General features: G+C 65.8%; 14 protein-coding genes and 1 pseudogene. 6 read left to right on the top strand and 9 right to left on the bottom strand.

The annotated features are described in order from the left end of the window. Positions 1-14: 14 nt before the first annotated feature. Both DFR40_RS13920 and DFR40_RS13915 read right to left on the bottom strand, forming a co-directional pair. The gene (locus DFR40_RS13920; protein WP_121459108.1) at positions 15-1,205 is read right to left on the bottom strand and encodes a pseudouridine synthase; all 1,191 of its coding nucleotides are present in this window, start codon (positions 1,203-1,205) and stop codon (positions 15-17) included. Continuing rightward, positions 1,202-1,546: an FKBP-type peptidyl-prolyl cis-trans isomerase gene (locus DFR40_RS13915; RefSeq protein WP_121459107.1), complete on the bottom strand. Its 345-nt coding sequence runs from the start codon at positions 1,544-1,546 to the stop codon at positions 1,202-1,204. The genes DFR40_RS13920 and DFR40_RS13915 overlap by 4 nt, the downstream gene beginning before the upstream one ends. Before the next feature lie 128 nt (positions 1,547-1,674). Between DFR40_RS13915 and rplU the strand changes: the two genes are divergently transcribed. The 4 genes from rplU (at position 1,675) to proB (ending at position 4,537) form a co-directional block, all read left to right on the top strand. Continuing rightward, a complete protein-coding gene (gene rplU, locus DFR40_RS13910) occupies positions 1,675-1,986 on the top strand; it encodes a 50S ribosomal protein L21 (RefSeq protein ID WP_011289195.1) in 312 nt (103 codons plus the stop codon). A gap of 21 nt (positions 1,987-2,007) precedes the next feature. After that, on the top strand, positions 2,008-2,271 hold the full coding sequence (gene rpmA, locus DFR40_RS13905) for a 50S ribosomal protein L27 (protein WP_028994362.1): 264 nt from the start codon (positions 2,008-2,010) through the stop codon (positions 2,269-2,271). Between the two features lie 68 nt (positions 2,272-2,339). Continuing rightward, positions 2,340-3,419 (top strand): Obg family GTPase CgtA, encoded by a 1,080-nt coding sequence (cgtA, locus tag DFR40_RS13900; protein ID WP_121459106.1) that lies wholly within the window; start codon positions 2,340-2,342, stop codon positions 3,417-3,419. Beyond that, positions 3,416-4,537 (top strand): glutamate 5-kinase, encoded by a 1,122-nt coding sequence (gene proB / locus DFR40_RS13895; RefSeq protein ID WP_121459105.1) that lies wholly within the window; start codon positions 3,416-3,418, stop codon positions 4,535-4,537. The genes cgtA and proB overlap by 4 nt, the downstream gene beginning before the upstream one ends. Before the next feature lie 126 nt (positions 4,538-4,663). Here proB and DFR40_RS13890 read toward each other — a convergent pair whose 3' ends face one another. From DFR40_RS13890 to rpe, 6 genes are all read right to left on the bottom strand, one after another. Further along, the gene (locus tag DFR40_RS13890) at positions 4,664-5,851 is read right to left on the bottom strand and encodes a porin (RefSeq protein ID WP_121459104.1); all 1,188 of its coding nucleotides are present in this window, start codon (positions 5,849-5,851) and stop codon (positions 4,664-4,666) included. 170 nt (positions 5,852-6,021) lie between these two features. Continuing rightward, on the bottom strand, positions 6,022-6,810 hold the full coding sequence (gene trpC / locus DFR40_RS13885; RefSeq protein ID WP_121459103.1) for an indole-3-glycerol phosphate synthase TrpC: 789 nt from the start codon (positions 6,808-6,810) through the stop codon (positions 6,022-6,024). Then, positions 6,807-7,835, bottom strand: a complete 1,029-nt coding sequence (gene trpD, locus DFR40_RS13880) for an anthranilate phosphoribosyltransferase (RefSeq protein WP_121459102.1) — start codon at positions 7,833-7,835, stop codon at positions 6,807-6,809. The genes trpC and trpD overlap by 4 nt, the downstream gene beginning before the upstream one ends. Then, a complete protein-coding gene (locus DFR40_RS13875) occupies positions 7,832-8,404 on the bottom strand; it encodes an aminodeoxychorismate/anthranilate synthase component II (protein WP_121459101.1) in 573 nt (190 codons plus the stop codon). The genes trpD and DFR40_RS13875 overlap by 4 nt, the downstream gene beginning before the upstream one ends. A 10-nt stretch (positions 8,405-8,414) precedes the next feature. Further along, complete coding sequence (trpE, locus tag DFR40_RS13870; protein WP_121459100.1) at positions 8,415-9,890, bottom strand: anthranilate synthase component I; 1,476 nt, start codon at positions 9,888-9,890, stop codon at positions 8,415-8,417. Between the two features lie 228 nt (positions 9,891-10,118). Next, the gene (rpe, locus tag DFR40_RS13865; RefSeq protein ID WP_121459099.1) at positions 10,119-10,820 is read right to left on the bottom strand and encodes a ribulose-phosphate 3-epimerase; all 702 of its coding nucleotides are present in this window, start codon (positions 10,818-10,820) and stop codon (positions 10,119-10,121) included. A gap of 35 nt (positions 10,821-10,855) precedes the next feature. Here rpe and apaG point away from each other — a divergent pair, with 35 nt between their 5' ends. After that, positions 10,856-11,239 (top strand): Co2+/Mg2+ efflux protein ApaG, encoded by a 384-nt coding sequence (gene apaG / locus DFR40_RS13860; RefSeq protein ID WP_121459098.1) that lies wholly within the window; start codon positions 10,856-10,858, stop codon positions 11,237-11,239. Then, a complete protein-coding gene (locus DFR40_RS13855) occupies positions 11,240-11,833 on the top strand; it encodes a class I SAM-dependent methyltransferase (RefSeq protein ID WP_121459097.1) in 594 nt (197 codons plus the stop codon). Positions 11,834-11,854: 21 nt separating this feature from the next. Here the strand turns inward: DFR40_RS13855 and ydiK are convergent. Continuing rightward, positions 11,855-12,889: pseudogene (gene ydiK, locus DFR40_RS13850) on the bottom strand (AI-2E family transporter YdiK); the annotation flags it as partial.

Here is a 12,889-nt window from a genome sequence, read left to right as displayed (position 1 = left end):
ATCCGGCCGAAAACTCAGAACGCCTCGTCGGCGCGCAGGAAACGCCACTGCCCCATGGGCAGGTCGCCGAGGCGGATGCGCCCGATGCGCACGCGCTTGAGGCCGATCACCTTGAGCCCGACCAGCTCGCACATGCGGCGGATCTGGCGCTTCTTGCCTTCCTTGAGGATGAAATGCAGCTGGTCTTCGTTCAGTTGCTTGACCCAGGCCGGCTTCAGCGCCTTGCCGTCGAGTTCGAGGCCGTGACGCAGCAGCTCGAGGCCGCCGTCGATCATCTGCCCGGAAACGCGCACCAGGTATTCCTTTTCCGCGTCGCTGTCCTCGCCGATCAGGCGCTTGGCAACCCGGCCGTCGCTGGTCAGCACCAGCAGACCGGTCGAATCGACGTCGAGGCGCCCGGCCGGCGCCAGGCCGCGCAGCATCCACGGCTTGAACTCGGGATCGCCCGACTGCACCAGTTGCGCTTCCGCGGTGATCAGCGTCACCGCCGGCGTGCACCCTGGCTCCGGCTGCCCGGAGACGTAGCCGACCGGCTTGTGCAGCAGGATCGTCACCACCTTGGCCTGGTCCTTCTTGGCCTCGGTGGACACCTCGATGCGGGCGTCGGGCTCGATTCGCGAGCCAAGCTCGCTGACCTGGACGCCATCAACAAACACCCAGCCGCGCTCGATCCACAGATCGGCCTCGCGGCGCGAGCAGAGACCGCGCTCGGACATCACCTTGGACAGGCGGACACCGCTCGGCGCCGGACCGGCAGCCACGGCCACCGGCGGTTTTGCCGGCGGGCGCGGACGCTCGCTGCGTTCGCCAACCGACGGCCGCCGCGTCTCGCCACGCGGGCGATCGCCACTGGCCTGGCGCCACGGATTGGCGGCATCGGCCGGACGCGGCGAACGCTCGGGACGCGCCAGGCGCGCAGGACGCTCGCCGGTTTTTGCGCTTTTCCGGGTGTCGACCGTGGACGGCGGCAGCACCTTCGGCTCGCGCGGCTTGCGCGTCAGGGCGCCGCCACGGACCGGGCGCTTGCGCGACGGCGTCGCGCCGTCGGCCGGCTTGATCACGCCGAGCGTGCCTTCCGGCTTGAGCGGCGCGGCATCGCCGGCCGCAGCCTTGGCCGACGGCGCGGGCTCGGCCTTGGCGGCCGGCGCCGCCGCCGGCTCAGCCGGCTGGCGCCACTTGGCCCAGGGATCGTCGGACTGGGTCATTGCAGGTCGAGGAGTTCGACCTCGAAGACCAGCGTCGCGTTCGGCGGAATGACGCCGCCGGCGCCGCGGGCGCCGTAGCCGAGTTCGGCCGGGATGGTCAGCTTGCGGGTGCCGCCGATCTTCATGCCCTGGACGCCTTCGTCCCAGCCCTTGATGACATGGCCGCGACCGAGCGGGAACTGGAAGGGATCGTTGCGATCCTTGCTCGAATCGAACTTGCTGCCGTTGGTCAGCCAGCCGGTGTAGTGCACGGTGACGAAAGCGCCGGCAGTGGCTTCGGCGCCGCTGCCCTCGACGACGTCTTCGTAGATCAGGCCGGAGGCCGTGGTGATTTCAGCCATGTGATGCTCCTTTGCGAAAGGCGGCAATTCTAGCACAACCCCTTGAAAGCCTTTGACTTTCACAAAGTTCTCCGTATAATGCGCGGTTCTTTGTAGCACCCTTTCGATTTATTTTCGGAGTCCAACCCATGTATGCGGTCATAAAAACCGGCGGCAAGCAGTATCGCGTTTCCGCTGGCCAAAAACTCAAAGTAGAACAGATACCGGCAGACGTTGGCGCAGAAGTTACCCTTGACCAGATCCTCATGGTAGGCGAAGGCGAGTCGGTAAAGATCGGCGCCCCCTTCCTTGCTGGCGCCACCGTCAAGTGCACCGTGGTTTCCCACGGCCGCCACGACAAGGTCAAGATCTTCAAGATGCGCCGTCGCAAGCACTACCAGAAGCGTCAGGGCCATCGTCAGAACTACACCGAACTGCGCATCGACACGATCGCTGCCTGAGTTCAGAGAAGGAGCTAGCAAATGGCACACAAAAAGGCAGGCGGCAGTTCGCGTAACGGCCGCGACTCACAGGCACAACGACTCGGCGTCAAGCGCTACGGCGGTCAATTCGTTCTCGCCGGCAACATCATCGTTCGCCAGCGCGGTACCGAATTCCACCCGGGCGAAAACGTCGGCATGGGCAAGGATCACACCCTGTTCGCGCTGAAGGATGGCACCATCCAGTTCGCCATCAAGGGCGAAAAGAAGCGCCGCACGGTCACCATCGTTCCGGCTGCCGAATAATTCGGACCGGCGGAACCCAGAAGCCCTATCCGCCGGATAGGGCTTTTTAATTTTCAGAGGCGGAAAGCATGAAGTTCATCGACGAAGCGAAGATCTACGTCAAGGCCGGCGACGGCGGCAACGGCATCGCCACTTTCCGCCGCGAAAAATACATCCCGATGGGCGGCCCCAACGGTGGCGACGGCGGCCGCGGCGGCAGCGTCTACGTGATCGCCGACCGCAACATCAACACCCTGGTCGATTACCGCTACACCCGCAAGTTCCTCGGCCAGCGCGGCGAGAACGGCGGCAGCGCCGACTGCTACGGCAAGGGCGGCGACGACATCTTCCTGCGCATGCCGGTCGGTACCGTGGTCACCGACCTCAACACCGGCGAAATCCTCGCCGACCTCGACGTGCACGACAAGAAGGTCCTGCTCGCCAAGGGCGGCAAGGGCGGCCTCGGCAACACCCATTTCAAGTCCTCGACCAACCGCGCCCCGCGCCAATGCACCAAGGGCGATCCCGGCGAGGAATTCGAGGTCAGCCTCGAACTGCGCGTGCTCGCCGACGTCGGCCTACTCGGCCTGCCCAATGCCGGCAAGAGCACACTGATCCGCGCCGTCTCCTCGGCCCGGCCGAAGGTCGCCGACTACCCGTTCACGACGCTGCACCCGAACCTCGGCGTGGTCCGCGTCGGCGCCGAGAAGAGCTTCGTCATGGCCGACGTACCCGGACTGATCGAAGGCGCCGCCGACGGCGCCGGCCTCGGCATCCGCTTCCTCAAGCACCTGCAGCGCACGCGCATCCTGCTGCACCTGGTGGACATCGCCCCGATCGATCCGGATGCCGATCCGGTGCGCGACGCCAAGGCGATCGTCGGCGAACTGGTCAAGCACGACCCGGCGCTGGCCGACAAGCCGCGCTGGCTGGTCCTCAACAAGCTCGACCTGATTCCCGAGGAAGAACGCGAAAAAGCGGTCAAGGACTTCCTCAAGGCCTACAAGAAGGCGACCAAGTACGACGGCCCGGTCTTCCCGATCACTGCCATCACCGGCGACGGCACCAAGCCGCTGATCTACGCAATCCAGGAAGCGCTCGAGCAGATGGACAAACCCGAGATCGACGACGACGAGGACGCCGCCGACCAGCCCGCTGCCGCAGAATGAGCCGCGACCGCCTCGCCTCCGCCAAACGCCTGGTCGTCAAGGTCGGCTCGGCGCTCGTCACCAACAACGGCAACGGCCTCGACCTCGCCGCCATCGACAGCTGGGCGCGGCAGATCGCCACCCTGCGCCAGCAATCGCGCGAGGTCATCCTCGTCTCCTCGGGCGCCGTCGCCTGCGGCGTCCAGCGCCTCGGCTGGGGCCGGCGACCGAAGAACGTGCACGAGAAGCAGGCCGCCGCCGCCGTCGGCCAGGCCGGCCTGGTCGAGGTCTATGAGGCGGCGTTCAGCAAGCACGGCCTGCACACGGCGCAGATCCTGCTCACCCACGACGATCTCGCCGACCGCAAACGCTACCTGAACGCCCGCTCGACGCTGAACACCCTGCTCGGCCTCGGCGTCATCCCGATCATCAACGAGAACGACACCGTCGTCACCGACGAGATCAAGTTCGGCGACAACGACACGCTCGGCGCCCTCGTCGCCAACCTGCTCGAAGCCGACGCCCTGATCATCCTCACCGACCAGAAGGGCCTGTATACCGCCGATCCGCGCAAGGACCCGGCGGCCACGCTGATCGACCAGGCCGCCGCCGGCGACCCGGCCCTCGAAGCCATGGCCGGCGGTGCCGGCAGCCGCGTCGGCACCGGCGGCATGATCACCAAGGTGATCGCCGCCAAGCGCGCCGCACGCAGCGGCGCCGACACCGCCATCGCCAGCGGCCACGAAAACAACCCGATCCTGCGCCTGGCCGCCGGCGAAGCCGTCGGCACGCTGCTCGTCTCGCAGACGCCGCCGCTCGCTGCACGCAAGCAATGGCTGGCCGACCACCTGCAACTTGCCGGCCGCCTGCATCTCGATGCAGGCGCGGTCAACGCCCTGAATTCGGGAAAAAGCCTGCTGCCGGTCGGTGTCAGCAGCGTCGAGGGCGAGTTCGAACGGGGCGCCGCCGTCGCCTGCATCGCCCCCGACGGCAGCGAAATCGCCCGCGGCCTGTGCAACTACGGCAGCGGCGAAGCCCGCCTGATCGCCCGCAAGGCAACCGCCGACATCGAAGGCATCCTCGGTTACATCGAGGAGCCGGAGATGATCCACCGCGACAACCTGATCTTCGTCAAATAAAAAAAGCGGCCCGATGGCCGCTTTTTTATTGCCTGCAATTTCAGTCAATCAACGCAAAATTGACCGGCAAGAAAAACGGCCACTCCGAAGAGTGGCCGTCTCAGTTTTTAACTCAGCAGGGCTGAATTAGAACTGGTGACGCAGACCGAAGTTCAGGCCGGTCGTGTAGTTGCCAGACAGAGCACCGCCGGTACCAGCAACCGAGAACTCGCCTTCGGCGCTGTCGTTGGTGCTCAGCTTGGCGTAGGCAGCGTACAGGTTGGTACGCTTGGACAGGGCATAGGTCGAACCCAGAGCCCACTTGCTGGCCTTGTCGCCGTCGATGCTAGCAACATCGCCATTCGACTTCAGACGCGAGTAGGAAGCCATGACCGTGAACTTGCCGATCGGGGCGGAAGCACCGACCATCCACTTCTTGTCCTTGTTGCTAACATCCAGAGCACCAACGGAGTCCTTGGCCTGACCGTACAGGGCGTGCAGCTTGGCAACACCGAAGTCATAGGTAGCACCCAGATCCCAAACCTTGGAGGTTGCGTCGAGATCATCGCGCTTCACACGGTGGTAGTTGGCACCGACGAACAGGTTGCCGTAGGTGAAGTTCGGGTTGATCGCCCAGACAGTGTGGTCAGCATTCTTGGCACCCTTGACCGTGCGCTCTTCGTCAGCGATACCTTCCTTGGTGTAGGCGGCGATGACGTTGAAACCACCGAAGGTCGGGGTGACGTAGGCGACGACGTTATCCAGACGGATTTCGCCAGCGGTATTGGTACCGTCAAGCTTGCCCGCAGCAGACTCATTCTGCTGAACCAGTGCGTGACCAATCAGGCGGCCGGTAGCCATGGTGTAGACACCACGACCGAAGGACACGTCACCAACGGTGCCGGTGCCGAACGGGTCAACCTTGGTGACCAGACCGAATTGCGGGGTGTAGACGCGACCGGCGAGGACGGTACCAAAACCACCGGTCAGACCGACAAAAGCCTGACGACCAAAGGTCTTGGAACCTTGACCCGAGGTACCTTGGTCAACGTTCAGACCCATTTCGTACGTGAACAGGGCGCTCAGGCCGTTGCCCAGATCTTCCGTGCCCTTGAAACCGAGGCGCGAACCGGACTGCAGGCCGGAATCGACACCCGAACGCGACTTCAGCTTGGCAGCGCCGACGCCGGTCGCATTGCCAGCAGCCTTGGCTTCCGAACCGCTGGAGTAGTTGTAGCCCATGTCGGCGATACCGTAGACGGTAACGTTGGATTGGGCGAAAGCAGCGCCAGAGGCCATAGCGGCGACGGCCAGAGCGATAATCTTCTTTTGCATCAGAAAATCTCCTTAGTGGTTAGTTTTTGGCCGGTTACTGGAACCGGCCAAGCTTTACCTCTCGGATCGAGAAGTTGAAGGGCATTGTGCTAGCGCCCTTTCCAGCGGGCAAGGCTTAATCGGGACAGTCTCTACACAATGTGAATATCTGTTGCATCGATGCAACAGGGTCAGGCGAAAAGCCTGGCCAGCTCTTGCCCCGGCTCGTCGGCACGCATGAAGGCCTCGCCGACGAGGAAGGCGTTGACCGCCCGGGCACGCATCAGCGCGACATCATCCGGCGTCAGGATGCCGCTTTCGGTGACCACGATACGCCCCGGCGGAATCCGCGCCAGCAGGCCGAGCGTGGTCTCGAGGCTGACCTCGAAGCTGCGCAGGTTGCGGTTGTTGATGCCGAGCAAGGAGGTCTGCAACTGCAGCGCGGCATCGAGTTCCTCGCCGTTGTGCACTTCGACCAGCACGGCCATGCCGTAATCCATGGCCTGGCGCTCCAGTGCCTGCATTTCTGCCAGGGTCAGCGCGGCGGCGATGAGCAGGATGGCGTCGGCGCCCATGGCGCGGGCTTCGGCGACCTGGTAGGCATCGACGATGAAGTCCTTGCGCAGCACCGGCAGGCTGCAGGCAGCGCGGGCGGCCTGCAGGTATTCCGGGGCACCCTGGAAATACTGGCGATCAGTCAGCACCGACAGGCAGGCGGCGCCGTGTGCGGCGTAGCTGCGGGCGATCTCGGCCGGGCGGAAATCGGCGCGGATGACGCCTTTGGACGGGCTGGCCTTCTTGATTTCGGCGATGACGGCAGGTTGACCGTCAGCGAGCCTGGCACGGATGGCACCGACGAAGTCGCGCGCAGCAGCTTGTTGCGCCGCTTCCGCCTCGAGCACGGCCAGCGGCCTGACGGCCAGGCCGGCGGCGATTTCCTCGCGCTTGGTGGCGATGATCTTGTTCAGGATGTCGCTCATGCGGCCCCCAGGCGTTGCGTGGATTCGACGAACTGCGCCAGCTTCGCCCGGGCGGCGCCGCTGGCGATGGCTTCGCGCGCCTTGGCGATGCCGTCGCCGATGCTGGCGGCCGCGTTGGCGACGTAGAGCGCGGCGCCGGCGTTGAGGCAGACGATCTCGCGGGCGGCACCCGGCTGGTTGTCGAGGGCGGACAACATCATCGCCTTCGACTCGTCGGCACTGCCGACGCGCAGGTTTCTCAGCGACATCATCTGCAGGCCGAAGTCTTCCGGATGCACTTCGTACTCGCGGACTTCGCCGTCCTTCAACTCACCGATCAATGTCGTCGCGCCGAGCGAGATTTCGTCGAGGTTGTCCTTGCCGTGCACCACCAGCACGCGCTCGGCGCCAAGGCGCTGCATGACGCGCACCTGGATGCCGACCAGGTCGGGGTGGAAGACGCCCATCAGCGTGTTCGGCGCCGCCGCCGGGTTGGTCAACGGACCGAGGATGTTGAAGATGGTACGCACCCCCATCTCGCGGCGCACCGGCGCGACGTGCTTCATCGCACTGTGGTGGTTGGGCGCGAACATGAAGCCGATGCCGCACTGCTCGATGCACTCGGCGACCTTTTCCGGCGACAGGTTGATGTTGGCACCGAGCGCTTCGAGCACGTCGGCGCTGCCCGAGCTCGACGAGACGCTGCGCCCGCCGTGCTTGGCCACCTTGGCACCGGCCGCCGCAGCAACGAAGATCGAGGTGGTGGAAATATTGAAGCTGTGGGCAGCGTCGCCTCCAGTCCCGACGATATCGACGAAGTGCCTGTCGTAAGGCACCCTGACCGGCGTCGCCAGCTCGCGCATGACGCTGGCGGCGGCGGCGATCTCGCCGATGGTTTCCTTCTTGACGCGCAGTCCGGTGACGATGGCGGCGATCATCACCGGCGAGACTTCGCCGCTCATGATCTGGCGCATCAGCGAGACCATTTCGTCGTGGAAGATTTCGCGATGCTCGATGACGCGCTGGAGGGCGGCTTGCGGGGTCATGGCTGGTGCTCCTCGAGGAAGTTGTTGAGCAGGTCGTGACCGCGCTCGGTCAGGATCGATTCCGGGTGGAACTGGACGCCTTCGACGGCCAGCGTCTTGTGGCGCACGCCCATGATCTCGCCGTCCTCGGTCCACGCCGTGATCTCGAGACAATCGGGCAGGCTGGCGCGCTCGATGGCCAGCGAGTGGTAGCGGGTGCAGGTCAGCGGATTGGGCAGGTTGCGGAAGACGCCTTCGTTCTTGTGGTGAACCGGCGACACCTTGCCGTGCATCAGCGTCTTGGCGTGCACGATGCGCCCGCCGAAGGCTTCGCCGATCGACTGGTGGCCGAGGCAGACGCCGAGCAGCGGGATCTTGCCGGCGAATTCCTTGATTGCCGCCAGCGACACACCGGCCTGCGCCGGCGCACAGGGGCCGGGCGAGATGACCAGGTAGTCCGGCTTGAGACGGGCGATCTCGGCCAGCGTGATGGCGTCGTTGCGGAAGACTTTCACCTCCTGGCCGAGTTCGCCGAAGTACTGGACCAGGTTGTAGGTGAAGCTGTCGTAGTTGTCGATCATCAATAACATGGCGCGCCCCTCAATCCATCCGCGTGTTCAGGCCCTGCTCGGCCAGTTCGGCGGCGCGCAGCACGGCGCGCGCCTTGTTCTGGGTTTCCTGCCATTCGGAGTCGGGATTCGAATCGGCAACGATGCCGGCGCCGGCCTGCACGTGCAGCTTGCCGTCCTTGACCACGGCGGTGCGGATGGCGATGGCCAGGTCCATGTCGCCGTTGAAGCCGAGGTAGCCGACCGAACCGGCGTAGATGCCGCGCTTGACCGGCTCCAGCTCGTCAATGATTTCCATCGCCCGGACCTTCGGCGCGCCGGAGACGGTACCGGCGGGAAAGGTCGCCCGGAGCACGTCGACCGCATCGAAACTCTTTTCCAGCCGGCCTTCGACGTTGGAGACGATGTGCATCACGTGCGAGTAGCGTTCGATGACCATGCGCTCGGTCAGCTTGACGCTGCCGATCTTCGCGACGCGACCGCAATCGTTGCGGCCGAGGTCGAGCAACTGGGTATGCTCGGCCAGCTCCTTGGCATCCGACAGCAGGTCGGCGGCCAGTGCCGCATCCTCTTCCGGCGAGGCGCCGCGCTTGCGCGTGCCGGCGATCGGGCGCACGGTGACGCGGTCGCCTTCCAGCCGGACCAGGATTTCCGGCGAGGCGCCGACGACGTGGTAGTCCTCGAAGTCGAAATAGAACATGTAGGGCGACGGGTTGAGGCTGCGCAGCGTCCGGTACAGCGCCAGCGGGCTGGCGTGGAAGGGCTTGGTCATGCGCTGCGAGAGCACCACCTGCATGACGTCGCCCTCGGTGATGTAGTCCTTGGCCTTCTTCACCGCCTGCTTGAAGGCGGCTTCGCCGAACACCGACACCGCCGGCTCCGAACGCGCCGGCGCCTCGCCGGGGATATCCACCGGCTGGCGCAGCTTGACCAGCAATTCCTTGAGCCGGGCGCGCGCCTTCTGGTAAGCGCCGGGAAAACCGGGTTCGGCATAGACGATCAGCGTCAGCTTGCCGGACAGGTTGTCGACGACGGCGATTTCCTCGGACAGCAGCAACTGGATGTCGGGCGTGCCGATTTCGTCCGGACGCTGGGTCCGGGTCAGCTTGGTCTCGATGTAGCGGATCGTGTCGTAGCCGAAGCAGCCGACCAGGCCGCCGAGGAAGCGCGGCAGGCCGGTCGCCTCGGGCGCCCGGAAACGCTTCATGTAGCTGTCGATGAAATCGAGCGGGTTGGCATCGTGCTCGCGCTCGGCGATGCGGTTGCCGGTGAGCACCAGCACTTCGTGGCCATGCACGACGATGCGCGTCGGCGAGGCCAGGCCGATGATCGAATAGCGGCCGAAGCGTTCGCCGCCCTGCACCGATTCGAGCAGGTAGGTGAACGGCCCGTTGGCCAGCTTGAGGTAGATCGACAGCGGCGTGTCGAGATCGGCAAACGTTTCCAGCGTGACGGGAATACGGTTGTAGCCTTGCGCGGCGAGCGCGTTGAATTCGGTTTCGGTCATGGAATACCTCGGGTACGACAACGATGACGGGGTGCTGCAACTGGGTGCGCCGACAGACTCGGCGCCAGACGGGCGAGAGATTATGGACGCCAGGGGCGCCAACGAAGCTCGATGATCCAGTTGCGGGAAGCGGTCATTTGTCGTGAGGTGTAGAGAAGGCCCGGCCGGAGGCGACGGGTGGAACGCAGTCTAGCGCATGCGCTTTGCCGCTGTCCACCCGGCGCCGCCTCAAACCTTGGCCAGTTCGCCACGCAGGGCGGCGATGATCGAGTCGTAGCGGTGCGCATCGCTGTCCTTGCCGGCGCCGTAGACGGCCGAACCGGCGACGAAGGCATCGACGCCGGCGCGGGCGATCTCGGCGATGTTGCCGGTATTGACCCCGCCGTCGATCTCGAGGCGGATGCGCCGGCCGCTGTCGCGCTGGTAGGCGTCGAGCCTGGCCCGGGCCTGGCGGGCCTTGGCCAGCGTGCCGGGAATGAACTTCTGGCCGCCGAAGCCGGGATTGACGCTCATCAGCAGGACAACGTCGAGCTTGTCCATGACGTAGTCCATGTAATCGAGCGGCGTCGCCGGGTTGAAGACCAGGCCGGCCTGGCAACCGGCATCGCGGATCAGCGACAGGGTGCGGTCGATGTGCTCGGAGGCTTCCGGGTGGAAGGTGATGATGTTGGCGCCGGCCTTGGCGAAATCGGGAACGATGCGATCAACCGGCTTGACCATCAGGTGCACGTCGATCGGCGCGTCGGTACAGGGGCGGATCGCCTCGCAGACGAGTGGTCCGATGGTCAGGTTGGGAACATAATGGTTGTCCATCACGTCGAAGTGGATCCAGTCGGCGCCGGCGGCGATGACGTTGGCCACTTCCTCGCCCAGTTTGGCGAAATTGGCGGACAGAATGCTCGGTGCGATGACGAAATCACTGGCTGACATGATGCTTCCCTGAAAACAAGAGACCAAATTATCCCATGAGCGCCCCCGACAAGTACCGCATCGAAATCATCCCCACCCCGCAATTCATTCCCGAGCAGTCCGACCCCGACGACAACCGCTACGTCTTCGCCTACACCATCGCCATCCGCAACGTCGGCAGCGTGCCGGCGCAGCTGGTGTCGCGCCACTGGATCATCACCGACGCCAACAACCAGGTGCAGGAAGTGCGCGGCCTCGGCGTCGTCGGCAAGCAGCCGCTGCTGCAGCCGGGCGAGCGCTTCGAGTACACCAGCGGTTCGTCGCTGACGACGCCGGTCGGCACGATGAAGGGCAGCTACCAGATGGTGGCCGAGGACGGCACGCATTTCGATGCCGAAATCCCCGAGTTCGTCCTGGCGATTCCGCGCGCACTGCACTGAATGGGGCTGCAGCACAGCTACCGCCTGATCGCGCCCTTCTACGACCTGGCCGTCGACCGGGCCACCCGCGGCATGCGCCGGGCCAGCCTGGCGCGACTGCCGCCGACCGCGGGCACGATCCTGCTCGCCGGCGTCGGCACCGGTCTCGACCTGCCCCACCTGCCGGCCCGGCATCGCTACATCGGGCTCGACCTGACCGGCGCCATGCTCAGGCGCAGCCTGCCGCGCGCCGGCCACCTGACGTTCACCGCGGTGCAGGGCGACATGCACCGCCTGCCGTTCGCCGACGCCAGTTTCGACGGCGTCGTCGCCCACCTGATCCTGGCCGTGGTACCGCAGCCGGCGCTCTGTCTGGCGGAGATTTCGCGGGTGCTGAAACCCGGCGGCGAGGCGCTGATCCTCGACAAGTTCCTGCGCCGCGATCAGAAGGCACCGCTGCGGCGCCTGCTCAACCCGCTAGCGCGGCGTGTCGCCACCCGCCTCGACGTGGTTTTCGAGGACTTGCTCGAGAGCAGCCCCGGCCTCATCCTGCGCGACGACAGCCCGGCCCTCGCCGGCGGCTGGTTCCGGCGCATCCGCCTGATCCGTCGCTGAGTCGTCGCCGAGGGCGTCGGCAATCCACGCCTGGAGCAGCGTCCAGGTGACGGCGAGGACCACCGGCCCGACGAAGATGCCGACCAGGCCGAAGCCGAGCATGCCACCGATGACACCGGCGAAGATCAGCAGCAGCGGCAGGTCGGCGCCACGGCGAATCAGCGCCGGGCGCAGGAAGTTGTCGAGGCTGCCGACGATCACGCTCCACACCACCAGGAACACCGCCCAGCCGCTATCGCCCATCCAGAACAACCAGCCAGCGGCCGGCAGCAGCACCGGCAGGGGGCCGACCTGGGCGATGCAGAGCATCAGCATCAGCGCCGACAGCAGCGCCGCCAGCGGCACGCCGGCGAGCGCCAGGCCAAGGCCGCCGAGTACCGTCTGCACCAGCGCAGTGACGCCGACGCCCAAAGCCACGCCACGGATCGCCTGGGCGGCCAGGATCACCGAATTCTCGCCGCGCGCGCCGGCCAGGCGACGGCCGAAGCGGCGCACCAGGCGCGCCGCGTCCTCGCCGCCGGCATACATGATCGCGGCCAGGGTAACGACGAGGAAGAACTGCACGAGCATGCCGCCCAGGCCGCCGACCTGGGCCAGCACCCACTTGCCGGTATCGGCGGCGTAGGGCGACACCTGGGCGACCAGACCGTCGGCGCCGCCACTGGCGAGCTGCTGCCAGAGCCCGGCAAGACGCTCGCCGACCAGCGGCAAGCCGGCCAGCCAGGCCGGCAGCGGCGGCAGGCCGTTGCTCGCCAGTTGATTGACGATCACGGTCAACTGCCCGGCGTGGGCAAAAATGGTATCGATCGCCAGCCACAGCGGCAGCACCAGCAGGAGCAGCATGGCCAGCGTCATCAGCGCGATCGCCGGCGCCCGCCGGCCGCCGAGCCGGGCTTCGAGGGCGACGAACGGCGGCCAGGTGGCAACGACGATCATCGCTGCCCACACACCGGCCGCCAGGAAAGGCCGCAACACCCACAGCGACAGCGCCGCCAGGCCGGCGACGAAAACGATCGCCAGCGTGTTGCGGGTCAGGTCGCGGCGGATGTCGCGCAT

The sequence above is a fragment of the Azonexus fungiphilus genome (assembly GCF_003634965.1).
GTDB classification, from domain to species: domain Bacteria; phylum Pseudomonadota; class Gammaproteobacteria; order Burkholderiales; family Rhodocyclaceae; genus Azonexus; species Azonexus fungiphilus.
Note: the sequence above shows the minus strand (reverse complement) of the source record. Positions and strands in the feature narration are given on the sequence as shown.

Coding starts and splice junctions, on each gene's coding strand:
- DFR40_RS13855 (WP_121459097.1), top strand. CDS start 11,240: ATGGGGCTGCAGCACAGCTACCGCCTGATCGCGCCCTTCTACGACCTG.
- apaG (WP_121459098.1), top strand. CDS start 10,856: ATGAGCGCCCCCGACAAGTACCGCATCGAAATCATCCCCACCCCGCAA.
- trpC (WP_121459103.1), bottom strand. CDS start 6,810: ATGAGCGACATCCTGAACAAGATCATCGCCACCAAGCGCGAGGAAATC.
- trpD (WP_121459102.1), bottom strand. CDS start 7,835: ATGACCCCGCAAGCCGCCCTCCAGCGCGTCATCGAGCATCGCGAAATC.
- DFR40_RS13890 (WP_121459104.1), bottom strand. CDS start 5,851: ATGCAAAAGAAGATTATCGCTCTGGCCGTCGCCGCTATGGCCTCTGGC.
- DFR40_RS13875 (WP_121459101.1), bottom strand. CDS start 8,404: ATGTTATTGATGATCGACAACTACGACAGCTTCACCTACAACCTGGTC.
- proB (WP_121459105.1), top strand. CDS start 3,416: ATGAGCCGCGACCGCCTCGCCTCCGCCAAACGCCTGGTCGTCAAGGTC.
- DFR40_RS13920 (WP_121459108.1), bottom strand. CDS start 1,205: ATGACCCAGTCCGACGATCCCTGGGCCAAGTGGCGCCAGCCGGCTGAG.
- rpmA (WP_028994362.1), top strand. CDS start 2,008: ATGGCACACAAAAAGGCAGGCGGCAGTTCGCGTAACGGCCGCGACTCA.
- cgtA (WP_121459106.1), top strand. CDS start 2,340: ATGAAGTTCATCGACGAAGCGAAGATCTACGTCAAGGCCGGCGACGGC.
- trpE (WP_121459100.1), bottom strand. CDS start 9,890: ATGACCGAAACCGAATTCAACGCGCTCGCCGCGCAAGGCTACAACCGT.
- rpe (WP_121459099.1), bottom strand. CDS start 10,820: ATGTCAGCCAGTGATTTCGTCATCGCACCGAGCATTCTGTCCGCCAAT.
- DFR40_RS13915 (WP_121459107.1), bottom strand. CDS start 1,546: ATGGCTGAAATCACCACGGCCTCCGGCCTGATCTACGAAGACGTCGTC.
- rplU (WP_011289195.1), top strand. CDS start 1,675: ATGTATGCGGTCATAAAAACCGGCGGCAAGCAGTATCGCGTTTCCGCT.